Origin of the sequence: Pseudomonas sp. B21_DOA, assembly GCA_030544685.1 — a bacterium.
In the GTDB taxonomy this organism is placed as follows: domain Bacteria; phylum Pseudomonadota; class Gammaproteobacteria; order Pseudomonadales; family Pseudomonadaceae; genus Aquipseudomonas; species Aquipseudomonas fluorescens_AO.
This window is the reverse complement of the sequence record CP086683.1, coordinates 2,490,566-2,507,523: the sequence shown is the minus strand read 5'-3', so window position 1 is coordinate 2,507,523 and position 16,958 is coordinate 2,490,566. Positions and strand designations below refer to the sequence as shown.

The 16,958-nt window shown below is 60.1% G+C and carries 13 protein-coding genes, 1 tRNA gene and 4 pseudogenes; 6 read left to right on the top strand and 12 right to left on the bottom strand.

Annotated elements, in window-relative coordinates:
* Positions 1-80: 80 nt before the first annotated feature.
* Complete coding sequence (locus LJU32_11465) at positions 81-1,658, bottom strand: response regulator (GenBank protein ID WKV90677.1); 1,578 nt, start codon at positions 1,656-1,658, stop codon at positions 81-83.
* 218 nt (positions 1,659-1,876) lie between these two features.
* Between LJU32_11465 and LJU32_11460 the strand changes: the two are divergent.
* Positions 1,877-2,865: pseudogene (locus LJU32_11460) on the top strand (ribonuclease Z).
* Positions 2,866-2,914: 49 nt separating this feature from the next.
* Here LJU32_11460 and LJU32_11455 read toward each other — a convergent pair.
* Together LJU32_11455 and LJU32_11450 are read right to left on the bottom strand one after the other, a co-directional pair.
* On the bottom strand, positions 2,915-3,424 hold the full coding sequence (locus LJU32_11455) for a DUF892 family protein (GenBank protein WKV90676.1): 510 nt from the start codon (positions 3,422-3,424) through the stop codon (positions 2,915-2,917).
* Between the two features lie 77 nt (positions 3,425-3,501).
* Positions 3,502-4,386, bottom strand: coding sequence for a manganese catalase family protein (locus LJU32_11450; GenBank protein ID WKV90675.1), 885 nt, complete (start codon positions 4,384-4,386; stop codon positions 3,502-3,504).
* Between the two features lie 289 nt (positions 4,387-4,675).
* Between LJU32_11450 and LJU32_11445 the strand changes: the two genes are divergently transcribed.
* Positions 4,676-4,975 carry a metal-sensing transcriptional repressor gene (locus LJU32_11445; protein WKV90674.1) on the top strand — a complete coding sequence of 100 codons (300 nt, stop codon included), beginning with the start codon at positions 4,676-4,678 and terminating at the stop codon, positions 4,973-4,975.
* Between the two features lie 8 nt (positions 4,976-4,983).
* Entirely contained in the window at positions 4,984-5,814 is an 831-nt protein-coding gene (gene rcnA / locus LJU32_11440) for a nickel/cobalt efflux transporter RcnA (protein ID WKV90673.1), read from the top strand.
* A 1-nt stretch (position 5,815) separates the two neighbouring features.
* Here the strand turns inward: rcnA and chrA are convergent.
* The 6 genes and pseudogenes from chrA to dapA form a co-directional block, all read right to left on the bottom strand.
* Positions 5,816-7,170, bottom strand: a pseudogene (gene chrA, locus LJU32_11435) (chromate efflux transporter).
* A gap of 120 nt (positions 7,171-7,290) precedes the next feature.
* Positions 7,291-7,380, bottom strand: a tRNA-Ser gene (locus LJU32_11430).
* Between the two features lie 83 nt (positions 7,381-7,463).
* Positions 7,464-8,177 carry a phosphoribosylaminoimidazolesuccinocarboxamide synthase gene (locus tag LJU32_11425; GenBank protein WKV90672.1) on the bottom strand — a complete coding sequence of 238 codons (714 nt, stop codon included), beginning with the start codon at positions 8,175-8,177 and terminating at the stop codon, positions 7,464-7,466.
* A gap of 28 nt (positions 8,178-8,205) precedes the next feature.
* Positions 8,206-8,966 (bottom strand): annotated as a pseudogene (locus LJU32_11420) (MBL fold metallo-hydrolase).
* Positions 8,967-8,972: 6 nt separating this feature from the next.
* Complete coding sequence (gene bamC, locus LJU32_11415; protein ID WKV90671.1) at positions 8,973-10,088, bottom strand: outer membrane protein assembly factor BamC; 1,116 nt, start codon at positions 10,086-10,088, stop codon at positions 8,973-8,975.
* Positions 10,089-10,105: 17 nt separating this feature from the next.
* Positions 10,106-10,984 carry a 4-hydroxy-tetrahydrodipicolinate synthase gene (dapA, locus tag LJU32_11410; GenBank protein WKV90670.1) on the bottom strand — a complete coding sequence of 293 codons (879 nt, stop codon included), beginning with the start codon at positions 10,982-10,984 and terminating at the stop codon, positions 10,106-10,108.
* 326 nt (positions 10,985-11,310) lie between these two features.
* Here dapA and LJU32_11405 point away from each other — a divergent pair, with 326 nt between their 5' ends.
* The gene (locus tag LJU32_11405; protein ID WKV90669.1) at positions 11,311-11,871 is read left to right on the top strand and encodes a glycine cleavage system protein R; all 561 of its coding nucleotides are present in this window, start codon (positions 11,311-11,313) and stop codon (positions 11,869-11,871) included.
* A 10-nt stretch (positions 11,872-11,881) separates the two neighbouring features.
* The gene (locus LJU32_11400) at positions 11,882-12,355 is read left to right on the top strand and encodes a peroxiredoxin (protein WKV90668.1); all 474 of its coding nucleotides are present in this window, start codon (positions 11,882-11,884) and stop codon (positions 12,353-12,355) included.
* A 119-nt stretch (positions 12,356-12,474) separates the two neighbouring features.
* Here the strand turns inward: LJU32_11400 and LJU32_11395 are convergent.
* Together LJU32_11395 and LJU32_11390 are read right to left on the bottom strand one after the other, a co-directional pair.
* A pseudogene (locus LJU32_11395) lies at positions 12,475-13,544 on the bottom strand (AI-2E family transporter).
* A gap of 32 nt (positions 13,545-13,576) precedes the next feature.
* Positions 13,577-13,816, bottom strand: coding sequence for a sulfurtransferase TusA family protein (locus tag LJU32_11390; GenBank protein ID WKV90667.1), 240 nt, complete (start codon positions 13,814-13,816; stop codon positions 13,577-13,579).
* A gap of 98 nt (positions 13,817-13,914) precedes the next feature.
* Here LJU32_11390 and LJU32_11385 point away from each other — a divergent pair, with 98 nt between their 5' ends.
* On the top strand, positions 13,915-15,348 hold the full coding sequence (locus LJU32_11385) for a M48 family metalloprotease (GenBank protein ID WKV90666.1): 1,434 nt from the start codon (positions 13,915-13,917) through the stop codon (positions 15,346-15,348).
* A 77-nt stretch (positions 15,349-15,425) separates the two neighbouring features.
* On the opposite strand, the gene LJU32_11380 is transcribed toward LJU32_11385, so the two are convergent.
* Complete coding sequence (locus LJU32_11380) at positions 15,426-16,859, bottom strand: DegQ family serine endoprotease (protein ID WKV90665.1); 1,434 nt, start codon at positions 16,857-16,859, stop codon at positions 15,426-15,428.
* Between the last annotated feature and the right edge of the window lie 99 nt (positions 16,860-16,958).

The following is a 16,958-nucleotide window of genomic DNA, read 5'->3' as shown; positions in this document are numbered from 1 at the left end:
CCCCGGGGATCGATCCCCTCACTGGTTGCTCAATGCGGTCTTTAGGATGGACGCCGAACGCGCGCTGTCAGTTCGTTTTTTCAGCCAAGCATCGAGCGCAGCTTGCGCAACAGATCCAAGGGCGCGTAAGGCTTGGCGATCAATTCGAATTCATTGTCCGCCAGCTCATTGGGCGTCGACTCGTCCGCGCAATAGCCGGTTGTGAGCAAAATTTTCATGGCCGGATAGCGCTGGCTGATTTCCCGTGCCAAGGCCAGCCCGTTCATCTCGCCGGGCATGACCAGATCGGTAAACGCCAAGTCATAATCGCCGCCCTGCAGTACTGCCAACGCCTCGCGCGCATCTGCAGCGATGTCGGTGCGGTAACCGTGTTCGGACAGGACCAGACGGGCCAGCTCAGCAACCTCCGGACGGTCCTCGACGATCAGAATGCGCTCGGTGCCTTTGAGCTTTTCGGCATCGGGCGACGATTCCAACGCCGTCGGCAGACTGTCGTCGGCCGCAAAGAACAGGCGCACCGTGGTGCCGAGTTCCGGCGTCGATTCGATTTTGACCACGCCGCCGGACTGCTTGACGAAGCCATAGACCATCGACAGCCCGAGGCCGGCGCCGCTGCCCTCCTCTTTGGTGGTGTAGAACGGTTCCATGACCTTATCAAGATCGTCGGCAGCAATGCCCACACCGTTGTCGGCGATTGCGATGCACACGTAACGTCCCTCGGCCAATCCGGCCTGGTGCGGATCCGTTGCGTCCGGCACCACGACGTTGCGGGTCTGCACAGTGATCATCGGCTGGCGCTGCTGACTCAGCGCGTCGCGCGCATTGGACAGCAGATGGTTCAGCGCCATCTCGGCCTGCGCCGGGTCGAGGCGGCAATTCCACAGGTCCCTGGCGAGGTTGAACTGTGGCTCCAGAGCAACAGACTCCAGCGAGGGAAGCGTAGACCGCTCCAGCAAGGCATTGAGATTGATTACCCGGCCTTCGAGCCGTTGCCGCCGGGAAAAGGCCAGCAAATGTTGGGTCAGCAGACGGGCTTTTTCCGCCGCTGCACGGGCGTGACCGGCGCCTACCACAATGCGCTGCGGATCGATGCTCGGCCGCTTGGCGGTGTGCTGGATCAGTTCGATGTAGCCGATCATCACTTGCAACAGATTGTTGAAATCGTGGGCAATGCCACCGGTCAACTGCCCCAGTGCTTCCATGTTTTCGCTGTAACGCAAACCGTCCTCGGCGTCACGGCGGCGGCTGACGTCCATTTGCGAGGCGAAGAAATACACCAGTTGCCCGCGCTCGTTGAATAGCGGTGCGATAAACAGCTCGTTCCAGAACGACGAGCCGTCCTTGCGATAGTTGAGTACCTCCACGCAGGTTTCGTGGTGATGTTTCAGCGCTTGCTTGACCTGTTGCAACACGGCGCGATCAGTCTGCTCGCCTTGCAGAAATCGGCAGTTGCGCCCGAGCACTTCTTCCAGCTCGTAGCCGCTGAGTTCAAGAAACGCGTTATTGGCGAAAATGATGGGATCGTCGGGCTGCGCAGGGTCGGTAACGATCATGGCCATGCGGCTGACCTGCACCGCCGCGAAGAACACATCTTTGCGTTCCTGCGAAAGCGACCGCTGCGTCGGCGCGGTCGACGATCGGTCTGGATTTTTAGGCAAGCTAACCTCCGCTAAGCTCATTGCGTTTCGCTGTGACCATTACCAGCGAGAAGAGTGCCAAGGCCGGGCGCCGACAGCACGGGTGTCCGATGAGTTGCCGCACAATATCGATGGATCCGAATCGCGTCGCTGAGTGTCGAAAGCACACCGAGCACTGCACGCGGTTACCGCGTCTGGCAGTCTGCATAGTCAAATCCGAACCGCCAGGGAGAACCACCGTGGATTTGTTGTTTCTGGGCACGTCTGCCGGCGTGCCGACCCGCCAGCGCAATGTCAGCGCCACGGCACTGATCGCATCTGCCGGCAAGGGCTGGTACCTGATCGACTGCGGTGAAGGCACTCAGCACCGGTGCTGCGCACGCCGCTGTCACTGAGTGAATTGCGAGCGATTTTCATCACTCATGTGCACGCCGATCACTGCCTGGGCTTGCCGGGTCTGCTGGCGAGCACCGGCATGTCCGGACGCACGCGGCCGCTGGACATTATTCTGCCGGCGGCGCTGCATCCGTGGCTGAGAATGAGTCTTGAGGTGACGCAATCGCATCTGCCCTTCGAGATCAACCTGCACGCGGTGGAAACGCTCACCGAATGGCGCAACGTTAACGTCCAAGTGCAGACCGTCGAGTTGTCGCACCGTGTGCCGTGTCACGGTTATGTGTTTACCGAATCCGACCCGGAGCCGCGTCTCGACGTGCGGCGCCTCGACGCCGAGGGCATCGAACGCGGCCCGCTGTGGGGTCAGTTGGCCCATGGTCAGGACGTGACGGTTGATGGGCGGATGCTGCACGCTCGCGACTATCTGCTGAGCGCGCGACCTGATCGGCGCATCATCGTTTGCGGCGATAACGATCGCCCGGCACTGCTGGCAGAAGTGGCGCAATCGGCGGACGTGCTGGTGCATGAGGCGACATTCGTGCAGGCAGCAATCGACCGCGCTCGTGCCAGTTACGGCCACAGCAGCGCCGCTGCGGTCGCCGGTTTTGCCGAGGCCGCAGGGGTGCGCAATCTGGTGCTGACGCACTTCAGCGCACGCTATCAGGCCAACCCGGCGCTGAGTCCGTCGATCGAAGACGTGCGTAGCGAAGCGGCGGCGCTGTATAACGGCCGACTGATTCTGGCGCGGGATCTTCAGCGCTATCACCTCGACCGCTTGGGTCATTTGCAGCCCGTGGCAATCGAGCGCAAACCGCTGGAAGTCGCGCCATAGCATTGATACCGCGTCCGCCCGGTTTGCAGGCGGACGCCGGTGGGCAGAGTTACTTCTTGGCTTCCTTGTCCGGTTCCGCCGAGCGCTCGAGAAACGCGTCAGTCAGTTGCGGCAAATGCTTGAGCAGCCATTCAGCCATGGCCACTTCCTGCGGCAGAATCTGTTCGCAGGCCTTCTGCGTCTGCGTGTCCCCCGCTGCTTTCGCCGCTGCGATCAGCACGGTGTAGCTGGCAACCTCCATGTTCTCGAAAACGTAGCCGGCCATGGCGCCCTTGATCACTTCGTCGCTCATCAAGGAGCCGCCAACCGCCTGACCGAACGCCATCAATTTGCCGCCCAAGTCCTTGATCGTTGACGAATCACCGCCCAGACGTTGCAGGCATTCGTCGATGAGTTTCTGCTGGCCGAGGGTTTCTTCGATGTGCTGGTCGATGCGTGCCTTGAGCTGCGGGTAATGCTCCAGGCGCTTGGATTGCGCCTTGAGCATCTGCTCGGCCTGTTGCTCCATGGCATGGGCATCACGCAGCCAGTCGAGCAGGTTTTCCTGTGGAGTAGCCATTGTCGAATCCTCTTCTTGATGATTTCACAGTGATCAACCGGGGCGCGCCGCCTGATGTCCGGCGCGCCCCACGTGCCTTACAAACCAGGCTTGGCCTGCGCGCCGGAGCCCAGATCCGCACCGGTAACCGGCTCGCTGTTGGGATCGGACATGGTCCGCATCTTCATGTTTTCCAGCAGCGCTTCGTCGGCGCTATCCAGTTGCACGGTGGCCAGGCCATCACCGCCGTCGACCGCCGGCGTTGGGCTTTCGACAAACTCCCAATCGTCGCCCTGATTCCACGGCCCGCGCATGCTTTCGGTGCCTTGCGACATGTTGAAGTAGACGTTGGTGAACTCAGGCATGCCGGGCAGCTTGCCTTGCGGGAAGTTGGGCTGAATCGAATGCAGGGCTTTTTCGAACGACAACTGGTGGGCGATCTCGCGGGTCATCAGAAAGCCCAGCGCCTCTTTCACGCCGGGGTCATCGGTCACGTTCATCAAGCGCTCGTAAACAATCTTCGCCCGCGCTTCTGCAGCGATGTTGGAGCGCATGTCGGCGGTGGGCTCGCCGATCGTATCGATGTATGCCGCCGTCCAAGGCACACCGGCCGAGTTGGTCAACGGCGAACCGGCACCATAGAGCAGGCTGGTGATGTGCGAGTCATTGCCATTGCCATTCAAAGAGCGATACAGCTCACCCTCCTGCTCGACGCCTTCGGCCATCCGGCCTTTCGCGCCCTTGTTGAGCATGACGATGATCGAGCCAATGATTTCCAGGTGGCTGAGTTCTTCAGTGGCAATGTCCATCAGCAGGTCTTTGCGTCCCGGATCGTCCTCGGCCAGCGCTTGAGTGAAATAGCGCGAAGCCGCCGCCAGTTCACCTTGTGCGCCGCCAAACTGCTCGAGCAACAGATTGGCCAGTCCCGGATTGGGCTGGGCGACACGAACGGTGTATTGAAGTCGCTTGTTATGTAGAAACATGACAAATCTCCTCAGTCGGATAAGCGTGGCAAGTCGTGGGTTAAAAGCCTGCCTACCCTTTTGTGAAGCATTGTCTTCGCGGAAATTTCAAAAAATTTGAAGTGACAGGACAAATGGTTTGAACCGCGGGATCAAGCGAAACGGCGGTGTGCCGCTTGCGCTGCTCGCTTTGAATTGAGCGGAACTAATCACACAGCAACGGGTTCACGACGCGCTGTTTCAGGGCTTGTTAGTATCCCCCAGGGGGATAGCATTGGCGCACGTTCAGATCTGCTTCGAGGTGCAAAAAATGAGTAAGCACACACACGAACACGGGCATGCTCATGTTCACCAAAGCCACGAAGCAATCATCAAACGCCTCAAGCGTGCGGACGGTCATTTGCGCGGCATCATCACGATGATCGAAGAAGGCCGCGAGTGCGTGGACATCGCCCAGCAACTGCACGCGGTTGAAAAAGCCATCTGCCAGGCCAAGCGCACGTTGATTCAGGATCACATCGACCATTGCCTGGAAGACACCGTCTCGGCACTGGGCAACGGCGAGCGCGCACCGCTGGAAGCGTTCAAACAAATCACCAAATACCTCTAGGTTCCGACATGCCCGATTTTGCTCAACTGCTGCAACAAGGCGGGGCCAACGCCTGGCTGTATTTCCCCAGTGCGGTTCTGCTCGGCGCTTTGCATGGCCTGGAACCGGGCCATTCGAAAACAATGATGGCGGCGTTCATCGTCGCCATTCGTGGCTCGGTCAAACAGGCCGTGCTGTTGGGCCTGGCCGCGACGTTGTCGCACACGGCGGTGGTCTGGCTGGTGGCGATTGGCGGAATGTACCTGGGCGCCGGGCTGGATGCGCAGACCACCGAGCCGTACTTTCAGCTGGCGTCTGCGGCGTTGATCATTGCGATTGCGCTATGGATGTTGTGGCGGACCTGGCGGGGTGAGCGGATGTTCAACGTTGCTCATGGGCATGATCATCATGACGATCATGATCACAAGCATCACCATGGTCACACCGAATCGGAAGGTCTGGCGCTGGCAGTTGAAGGTTATCAGGACGCCCATGAGCGCGCGCATGCCGAGGATATTCGCAAGCGCTTTAGCCATCGCGAAGTGACAACGGGGCAGATTGTTGTATTCGGTTTGACCGGCGGTTTGATCCCCTGCCCCGCCGCGATCACCGTTCTGCTGCTGTGTTTGCAAGTCAAAGAGGTCGCGCTGGGCGGCATGCTGGTGTTGTGTTTCAGCATCGGCTTGGCGATCACTCTGGTGACCGTGGGAGCTGCGGCGGCGATTGGCGCCAGACAGGCGTCCAATCGTTGGCCGTGGTTGGGCACATTGGCGCGGAGGGCGCCGTATGTGTCTGGCGTTCTGATTATCGCGGTTGGGCTTTACGTCGGTTTCCACGGCTGGCTGGGCCTGACCGCATGAATCAACGCAGCAAATGCACCACCAACCCGATCAGCGCACACCCCAGCAGCACCTCAATCACCCCGCGCTTGAAGCGAAACAGCGCAATGGCCGCGGCAATCGCAATCAACGCCGACGGCCAGTCCAGGCTGGCGCTGAAGCCCTGCGGCCAGAGCACGTGATAACCGAAGAAACACGCCAGATTGAGGATCACCCCAACCACCGCAGCGGTGACCGCGGTCAGCGGGCGGTGAATTTGAGTTCATCGTGCGTCGACTCCACCAGCGGGCCGCCGGCGAGGATGAACAGGAATGAGGGTAGAAAGGTGAACCAAGTGACCAGCGCAGCGGCAACCGCTCCGGCAAGAAACACCTGATCGGCAACGAACACCTGCGTCACATAAGCCCCGACAAAACCGACAAATGCCACCACCATGATCAGCGGCCCGGGCGTGGTTTCGCCCAGCGCCAGGCCGTCGATCATCTGCGTCGGGGTCAGCCAGCCGTAGTGGCCGACCGCACCTTGATAGACATAGGGCAACACCGCATAAGCTCCGCCAAAGGTAAGCAGCGCAGCTTTGGTGAAGAACCAGCTCATTTGCGTCAACGTGCCCTGCCAGCCGAATAGCGCGGTCAATACGCCCATCGGCAATGCCCAGAGCGCGGCGCCAATCACGGCGAGCATGGCCAGTTTCGTCCAGCTGAAACGGGCATGCGCCGGAGTTGGCGTGTCGTCGTCGATCAACGCCGCACCGAAAGACTTCTTCGCCGCGCTATGCCCGCCGGCCCTGAATTTCTCCGGCGCCAAGCGTCCGCCAAAATAGCCAATCACCGCCGCGCCCAGCACGATCAGCGGGAACGGCACATTGAACGCAAAAATCGCGGTAAACGACGCTGCCGCAATCGCCCACAGCCAATTGTTCTTCAGCGCCCGCGAACCAATGCGATGCGCCGCCTGCACCACGATGGCCGTCACCGCAGGCTTGATCCCGTAAAACAGCCCGGCCACCACCGGCACTTCACCGAAGGCGATGTACAGCCACGACAGGAAAATCAGGATGAACAGCGAAGGCAACACGAATAAAGCCCCGGCCACAATGCCGCCCCAGCTTCGATGCATCAACCAGCCGATGTAGGTCGCCAACTGCTGCGCCTCCGGCCCCGGCAGCAACATGCAGTAGTTCAAGGCATGCAGAAAACGCCGCTCGGAAATCCAGCGTCGCCGCTCGACCAACTCCTGGTGCATGATCGAAATCTGCCCGGCCGGCCCGCCGAAACTGATAAAGCCCAGCTTCAACCAGAACCAGAAAGCCTCGCGCAGACTCACGGCCTGCGGCTTCACATCGTCATCCCCCGCCAACGGCTGAACTTCACTCATCGAGCTGTTCCTTTTATGCAGTCGGCAGGTTGTACCCGAAAAGCGTAACGAACAAAACGCCAGAAACGAAAAAGCCCCCGTAATCAGCAATGATTACGGGGGCTTCGTCTTGTTCAATAATGGCGGAGAGATAGGGATTCGAACCCTAGGTACCGGTGAAGGTACAACGGATTTCGAATCCGTCCCATTCGGCCACTCTGGCATCTCTCCAACGGCGCGCATCATAACAACACTTTCGTTGGTTGCGAACCCCCAAACGAAATTTTTTCCGTGCTATCAGATGCTTGCGTCGATTAAAGCGGTACACCCAGACGAGCGGCGACTTCTTCGTAGGCTTCGATGACGTCACCGAGGCCCTGACGGAAGCGGTCCTTGTCCATCTTCTTCTTGGTGTCCTTGTCCCACAGACGGCAGCCGTCCGGGCTGAACTCGTCGCCGAGGACGATGGAGCCGTCGCTGAACACGCCGAATTCAAGCTTGAAGTCGACCAGCAGCAGGCCGGCGTCGTCGAACAGTTTGCTCAGGACTTCGTTGACCTTGAGCGACAGTTCTTTCATGCGTGCCAGTTGCTCGGCGGTGCCCCAACCGAACGCCACGACATGGGATTCGTTGATGAACGGGTCGCCCTTGGCGTCGTCCTTCAAAAACAGTTCGAAGGTGTACGGGTTGAGCTTCATGCCCTCCTCGACGCCCAGACGCTTGACCAGGCTGCCGGCGGCGTAGTTACGCACGACGCATTCCACCGGGATCATGTCGAGTTTCTTCACCAGGCATTCGTTGTCGCCCAGCAGTTTGTCGAACTGGGTCGGCACGCCGGCCGCTTCGAGCTTCTGCATGATGAAGGCGTTGAACTTGTTGTTCACCATACCTTTGCGATCGAGCTGTTCGATGCGCTTGCCGTCGAACGCCGAGGTGTCGTTGCGAAACAGCAGGATCAAGCGGTCAGCGTCGTCGGTCTTGTAAACCGATTTGGCTTTGCCGCGGTAGAGTTCTTCACGTTTTTCCATGATGGGCTCCGCTTGCTAAGTAGGTGGGCTAGGCGATGTGGCGCCAGTCGAGCCCTGAATCTTGATCGGCCAGTTGCAGCCAGTCCGGGTCGCACCCGAGGGTGTCGACAAAACATTGCCGGGCCAGCTGCGGCAGGTTGTTCTTGCTGCTCAGATGGGCCAGAACCAGGTGTTGCAAACCCTGCCAGCCCAACTCGGCCACCAGGAATGCCGCCTGATGGTTGTTTAGATGCCCGCGTTCGCCGCCCACCCGCTGCTTGAGAAAGTACGGGTAATGACCACGGGCCAACATGTCGCGGCAATGGTTGGACTCGATCATCAACGCATCGAGATCCCGATAGCCATCCAGCACCCGCTCGCAGAACGACCCCAGGTCGGTCAGCAGGCCGAAGCGCCGCTGTTCCTGATCGCTGAAGACATACTGGGTCGGCTCCTGCGCGTCATGGGCCACGGCAATGACCCCGACGTTCAGTGCGCCGATCTGCAGTTGCTCGCCGCCGGCCAGAAAGCCCGCCGGTTCAAGCGGTTTGCGCATCCCCCGCAACGTGCCGCGACTGAGGTAGACCGGCAGATTGTAGCGCCGAGACAGCAAACCCACGCCATGCACGTGGTCGGCATGTTCGTGGGTCACAAGTATCGCGCTCAGTTGCGCCGGGTGCACACCCAGGCGCAACAGACGTCTTTCGGTTTCCCGCAGGGAAAACCACAATCCACCAGCACATACGTATCAGCACTGGCGATCAGCGTGCCGTTCCCTTGGCTACCGCTGCCGAGAACGGCAAAACGCATATCGGATCAGCCCAGGTTGTCCTGAATCACGCTCAACACTTTACGCGCGACATCGGCAGGTGCGACGGTGTTGATGTTCTTTTCGACGGTGACCTGGATGTTCTCGCCCACCTTGCTCAGGCGAACCTGATAACGCTCGGCGCGGGCTTCGACTTCTTCCTTGCTCGGCGCGCTGCCGAACAGACTGCTGAGGAAGCCAGGCTTGTCGTCTTTCTTCTCGGCTTTTTCGGCCAGGTTGATGTAGTACAGGCCCAGGCTGCGGTTGATGTCTTCAACGCGCCATTCGCCCTGTTCCAGCGCACGGCCGACGCTCGACCAGGCGCGGTCCAGATCGGTACCGACGTTCAACACCGGGTTGCCGCTACCGTCTTCGCTGAGGCTGACGCGGCTTGGCGCGTCGAAATCACGCGAGGCCAGCATCGACACCGAACCGCCCTTCTCGGAGGTGCGGCTCATGCTCGCGAGCATGTCGTCGACCAGCGCAGCGTCCAGGCCAGTGTTGACCGAACGGTTGGTGAAGGCTACGTCGGCCGTGCTGCCAGCAGGACGCTCGGCGCTGACCACGTAGATTTCACTGGTGTTGCGCTGCACGCCCGGCTCGATGCGCACGCGCACGCGGGTTTCGCTGTCGCTGGCGATACCGGCCGCGCTCAGGCGCTTGGCCATCGACGCGGACAGCTCGTCGGAGTGCTGCCAGGTGGTGGTGAATTCACCGGTCTGCGGACGCTGTTCATCCAGACGGAAACCGTTGTCCTGGAAGAACTGCAGCGCCACTGGCCAGACTTCGGCCGGTGGATGCTGGGCCACGACCCAACGCGTATCACCGCTCTTCTGCAGCGAATAATCAGTGGCATCGGCAACCGCCGACAGCGGCTGAGGACGCGGAACAACGTATTCGCCCGTCGCGGTGTCATCGGCCACGTTGCGCGGGATCGGCAACAGCGGATCGAGACGCTTGGCAGTGCTCACATCCGGTGGCAATTGCATCGGTGCAGTCTGTTGCGCTTGCAGGTAATCGCTTCCACGGTCGCGGAAATAACCTTCCGGCCCCCAGACCCATCCGCAGCCACTGGTGCTGGAGATAATCAAGGCAAGTGCGGAAAGTCCGGCCATTCGCTTCATGCGTTGTACTTCCTCAATTAAACCAGGACGCTGCACTGGCGCAGGGCCGAGCGCAGCGTTTCATGACAAGGGGTGCTCAGCCAGGTCAGTGGCAGGCGGATGCCTTCGTGCATCAGGCCCATTTCGACCAAAGCCCATTTCACCGGAATCGGGTTGGCTTCGATGAACAGGTCCTTGTGCAGGGGCATCAGTTTTTCGTTGATTGCGCGCGCGGTATCGGCGTCGCCCTTCAGCGCGGCCTCGCACAGGTCAGCCATTTCGCGCGGGGCGACGTTGGCGGTGACCGAGATGTTGCCTTTGCCGCCCAGCAGGATCAGCTCGACAGCGGTCGGATCGTCGCCGGACAGCACGATGAAATCCTTGCTCACGCCATCGATGATCGCTTTGGCGCGATTGAGATCGCCGGTGGCTTCCTTGATGCCGATGATGTTCGGCACGGTGGACAGGCGAATCACCGTCTCGGCCTGCATGTCGCAGGAGGTGCGGCCGGGAACGTTGTAGAGAATCTGCGGAATGTCGACGGCTTCAGCGATGTGCTTGAAGTGCTGGTACAGACCTTCCTGGGTCGGCTTGTTGTAATAAGGAACCACCAGCAGGCAGGCATCGGCGCCGGCGGCCTTGGCGTTGCGGGTCAGCTCGACGGCTTCGCGGGTCGAATTGGCGCCGGTGCCGGCGATGACCGGAATGCGCCCGGCAACCTGTTTGACCACGGCTTTGATGACGGCGATGTGCTCTTCTACATCAAGGGTGGCCGACTCGCCGGTGGTACCGACGGCGACGATGGCATGGGTGCCGTTCTTGAGGTGGAAGTCCACGAGTTTGCTGAGGCTGTCCCAGTCAAGACGCCCTTGTGCATCCATGGGAGTGACCAGTGCCACCATACTGCCCGCAATCATGAAACCGCTCCTGCCGGAAAAGAGAGCGGTAATGGTACTGGCGCCAAGATGCTTGCACAAGCGAAGTACTGCGCCGCCGCCATTCCCCTTGGCGCCGCTTTTCGCTACCCTTCAGACTTTGATCGGTACAGATCAGCTTGTACGCCGGGTTTCAGCCTCCCTTTTCGGCCTCCCAGGCCCCGTTCCTGCGTCGCATCGACGCGCTCCCGCACAGTGGAGCGAGCCGCGAACGCTGGCCGGGTCTCTTTATACGGCCGCCAGAACAGGCACTCCCGGCCACCAACGCCCGTCAACCTACCGACCGCTCATCGCTTTAGGAATGCTGCATGTCCACCCCCACAGTTCGCGAACAATTCCTTGTCATCAGTGCCCTCGGCGCCAACCCCATGGAGCTGACCAACGTCCTGTGCCGCGCCAGCCATGAAAACCGCTGCGCCGTCGTCACCTCTCGCCTGACCCGCCACGGCGAGTGCAGTGCCCTGGTGCTGGAAATTTCCGGCAGCTGGGACGCCCTCGCGCGCCTCGAAGGCAGCCTGCCATTGCTGGCCAAGCGTCATGCGTTCACTGTCAACGTGGTACGCAGCGCGGCTCTGGAAAATCGCCCACAGGCGCTGCCTTACGTGGCTTACGTCAGCTCGGCGTATCGCCCGGACATCATCAATGAGCTGTGCCAGTTCTTCATGGACCACAACGTCGAACTGGAAAACCTCACCTGCGACACCTATCAGGCGCCACAGACCGGCGGCACCATGCTCAACGCCACGTTCACCGTGACCCTGCCGGCCGGTACCCAGATCAGTTGGCTGCGCGATCAGTTCCTCGACTTCGCCGACGCGATGAACCTGGATGCGCTGATCGAGCCTTGGCGCCCACAAAACCCAATGTAAGGAAGCTTTCATGGCCGTTGTCATCGACCAACCGGTTGCGGATTTCACCGCGCCTGCGACCAGCGGGCAGACCGTCAGCCTGTCGGAACTCAAGGGCAAGCAAGTGGTGATCTATTTCTACCCGAAGGACAGCACCCCGGGCTGCACCACTCAGGGTCAGGGCTTTCGCGATCAATATGCGGCGTTCAAGGCTGCCAACACTGAAGTCTTTGGCATTTCCCGTGACAGTTTGAAATCGCACGAAAACTTCAAAGGCAAACAGGAATTCCCCTTCGAACTGATCAGTGACAAGGACGAAGCGGTTTGCCAGTTGTTCGACGTGATCAAGCTGAAGAAGCTGTACGGCAAGGAATACCTGGGCGTTGATCGCAGCACGTTCCTGATTGATAAGGACGGTGTCCTGCGTCAGGAATGGCGTGGCGTGAAAGTGCCGGGGCATGTTGATGCCGTGCTGGCGGCGGCTGAGGCTCTGAATAAAGCCTGATGTTTTTGCTGCGTCGTCACCGACGCCATCGCTGGCAAGCCAGCTCCCACAGGGTTCAGCACATACAAAACCTGTGGGAGCTGGCTTGCCAGCGATGAGGCCAAAAGCCTCACCCCGATTTAAAGCAACGGCGCCACCACCGGCTCCTTGCGCGGCCAAGCATCCAGCACTGCCTTGAACAGCGTCGCCAGCGGGATCGCAAAGAACACCCCCAGAATCCCCACAACCCGCCAAACAACAACACCGCACAGATAATTGCCACCGGATGCAGATTCACTGCTTCCGAAAACAGCAACGGCACCAGTACGTTGCCATCCAGCGTCTGAATAATCCCGTAGACCGCCATCAGATAAATGAACTGATCGCTCCAGCCCCACTGGAACAGTGCAATCAGCAGCACCGGCACGGTCACCACCACCGCACCGACATACGGCACCACCACCGACAAGCCGACCAGCAACGCCAGCAGCGCCGCGTAGTTCAGGCCCAACGCGATGAAAGCGATGTAGGTCACGCCGCCACAGATGACGATTTCGATACCTTTGCCACGTATGTAGTTGGCGATCTGCCGATTCATTTCCTGGGCGACACGGGTGATCAGTGCGCGCTCGCGAGGCAGATAGCCGCGCACCCACTCGCCGATCATCGCCCGATCCTTAAGGAAGAAGAACACCAGAATCGGCACCAGCACCAGGTAGATCATGATGTTCACCAGCAGCGGCAAACTCGACAGCGAAAAGGTCAGTGCCCACTGACCGAACTTGCCAATCTCGCCCCGCGCCGCTTCGATCGCTTGCAGGACTTGCTCGTCAGACACCAGATGCGGATAGCGCTCGGGCAACAGAAGCAGCAGCGATTGCCACTTGGCGAGCATGCCCGGCAACTCGTTGAACAGCGTGATCAACTGATGCCACAGCAGGGGCAGCACCACGACGATAAACAGCATCAGCGCGCCCATGAACAGCGCAAACACCAGACCCACCGCCACGCCGCCGGGTACGCGCAGCCGCTCGAGCGTCACCACCAGGCCTTGCATCAGATACGCCAGCACCATTCCCGCCAGCACCGGCGCAAGCATGCCGCCGAGAGTCAGCACGGCGGTGAAGGCGAGAAACAGCAGCACCGCCAGCACCACGGCTTCTTCATCGGAGAAGTAGCGCTGAATCCAGTCGCGTAACACTTTGAACATCAATATTCCCTTCGATCGTTAACGCGCTCGCGTCAGGCTTTTTTCAACCAGTAACGGTAAACGCCAGCCTCGTCTTCTTCGCGCAACAGCGCATGACCGGCCAGTTTGGCAAAGGTACGGAAATCCCGTTGTGAGCCCGCATCGGTGGCGATGACCTTGAGTACGGCGCCGCTTTGCATTTTATTGAGCTCCATTTTTGCCTTGAGCAACGGCAACGGACAGTTCAGGCCACTGGCGTCCAGTTCCACGTCGTGGGCTACAGCGTCGGTCATTGCGGCACTCCGGTTCAGGTTGTCGAGCTGCCTAGAATATCTGGTCGCGGCTTCGGTGTCCGGCTACAGTAAGGTCTTTGTCCTCCAAGGCTTTGTGCATGACTTTTCTGCGCCCTACCCTGCTGACGCTCGCTTGCCTGCTCGCCTCACCAGGCTTTGCCGACGATCTGCCGTCACTCGGCGACGCCAGTTCTGCCATCGTCTCGCCGCAGCAGGAATACCAGCTCGGCCGCGCCTGGCTGGCCGTGCTGCGCAGCCAGGTTTCTCAGCTAAACGATCCGCAGCTCAAGGATTACGTCGAATCCAGCGTCTACAAGTTGGTGGAGACCAGCCAGGTCTCCGACCGACGCCTGGAATTCATCCTGATCAACAGCCCGCAACTCAACGCCTTCGCTGCACCGGGCGGCGTGGTCGGGGTCAACGGCGGTCTGTTCCTCAACGCCCAGACCGAAGGTGAATACGCCTCGGTGCTCGCTCACGAACTGGCGCACTTGTCGCAACGTCACTTTGCTCGCGGCGTCGAAGCGTCACAAAGAATGCAGGTGCCGATGATGGCCGCTTTGCTCGCCGGCATCGTCATCGCCGCGGCTGGTGGCGGTGATGCCGGCATCGCTACCATTGCCGGCACTCAGGCTGCGGCATTGCAGGAACAACGACGCTTCTCGCGGCAGAACGAACAGGAAGCGGACCGTATCGGCATTCTCAATCTGGAAAAGGCCGGCTACGACCCGCGTTCGATGCCGACCATGTTCGAACGACTGATGCGCCAGTATCGCTTCGACGCCAAGCCGCCGGAATTCCTCCTGACTCACCCGGTCACCGAATCGCGTATCGCTGACACTCGCAACCGCGCCGAGCAGGCGAAACCGGGCGGCATTGAAGACAGCATGCGTTATCAGTTGATTCGTGCGCGCGTGCAGTTGATCTATGAGGAAACCCCGGGACTGGGCGCCAAGCGTTTCCGCGCCCTGCTCGATGAGAATCCGAAAAACGATGTGGCGCGTTACGGCTTGGCCATCGCGCAAATCAAGGGCGGCCAGCTCAACGAAGCCCGCGAGAACCTCAAGCAGCTATTGGCCAAGTCGCCGAACGAAATCATTTACAACCTCGCTCAGGTCGATCTGGACATCACCAACAATCGCCTGCCGGATGCGCAATCGCGGGTCGATCGCATGCTCACTCAATACCCCGGCAATTACCCGCTGAATCAGGTGCGCGTCGATCTGCTGCTGAAACAGAATCGCGCCGCCGATGCCGAGAAGGCGCTAGACAGTTTGCTCAAGACCCGCCCGGATGATCCGGACGTCTGGTATCAGGTTGCCGAAACTCGCGGCCTGTCGGGCAACATCATTGGCCTGCATCAGGCGCGCGCTGAGTACTTTGCGCTGGTCGGCGATTACCGCCAGGCCATTCAGCAACTGGACTTCGCCAAGCGCAAGGCCGGCAACAACTTCCCGCTGTCCTCGCGCATCGACGCCCGTCAGCGCGAGCTGATGGAGCAGGAGCGCATGGTCAAGGACATGATGGGCTGAGTTTCCCCGCAAGGTAGAAGCTGCAGACACAAAAAAACCGCCTCTTTCGAGGCGGTTTCTTTTACCTTGTAGCTGGTTTATTCAGCCAGTTTGAAGGTGATGAAGCTGGCACGGCCCTGACGCAGCACGCGCATCGACACCGAACGGTTCTTCGGCAACGCCTTGGCGATGTCGGTGAACTCCTTGGCCGAGCCGATGGCCTGGTTGTTCAGGTGGGTGATCACGTCACCCGGTTGGAGACCGATCAGGGCCGCAGGACCGTCCTGCACTTCCTTGATCACCACACCGCCTTTGAGGTCGTAGGTTTTCTTCTGCTCGGCGGTCAATTCGCCGACTGCAACGCCGAGACGATTGCTGCTGCTTTCAGCGCCGGATTTCGGCAACGCGTCCAGCTCTTTGTCTTCGTCCGGGATTGCGCCGACGGTCAACTCGACGTTTTTGCGCTTGCCTTCACGAATCACTTCCAGATTGGCTTTGGCGCCAGCCTTCAACGCACCGACCAGATGCGGCAGGTCTGCGGACATGACGATCGGCTGACCGTTCATGCTCAGGATCACGTCGCCAACCTGCAGGCCGCCCTTGGCCGCGGGGCCGTCATCCTGAATCTGTGCAACGAGGGCGCCGGCCGGCTTGTCCAGACCGAACGACTCGGCCAGATCCTTGTTCACTTCCTGAATGACCACGCCCAGCCAGCCGCGGCTGACTTTGCCACCGCTTTTGAGCTGATTGGAAACGTCCATCGCCACGTCGATCGGGATGGCGAACGACACGCCCATGAAACCACCGGAGCGGGTGTAGATCTGCGAGTTGATGCCGACCACTTCACCGTTCAGGTTGAATAGCGGACCACCGGAGTTGCCCGGGTTGATCGGCACGTCGGTCTGAATGAACGGTACATAGTTTTCGTTCGGCAGGCTGCGGCCCACGGCGCTGACGATGCCTTGGGTCACAGTGTGGTCGAAGCCAAATGGCGAACCGATCGCGACGACCCACTGGCCGGCCTTCAGGTCCTGGGATTTGCCGAGCTTGAGCACCGGCAGATCCTTGCCTTCGATTTTCAGCAAGGCCACGTCCGAACGTGGATCGGTGCCGACCAGCTTGGCTTTCATCTCACTGCGGTCAGCCAGACGGACGAGGATTTCGTCGGCATCGGCGATCACGTGGTTGTTGGTAAGGATGTAGCCATCCGGCGAAATGATGAATCCCGAACCCAGCGATTGCGCTTCACGCTGGCGGCCGTCGCCACGCGGCGAGCGCTGCTGAGGCGGCATGCCGCGCTCGAAGAATTCGCGCAGCATCGGTGGCAGGCCTTCCAGATCCGGCATCTGCTGATTCACGCGACGGTCCGGCAGTTTCTGCGTGGTACTGATGTTCACCACCGCGGGCGACGCTTGTTCGACCAACTGGGTGAAATCAGGCAGATCGGCCGCTTGCGCAGCAGGCACCGCCTGACCGAGCAACAGCACGGTGGCGAAGATGGAAAGGTAAGACTTTAAACTTGGTATCGACATACAGCTCCCGTTACGACGAGCAGGGTTAAGCGATATGGAGCAAAGGAACACCGGAAACCACAGACCGGCATTTTTGTTCCGGGAACAACAAACAAGGCC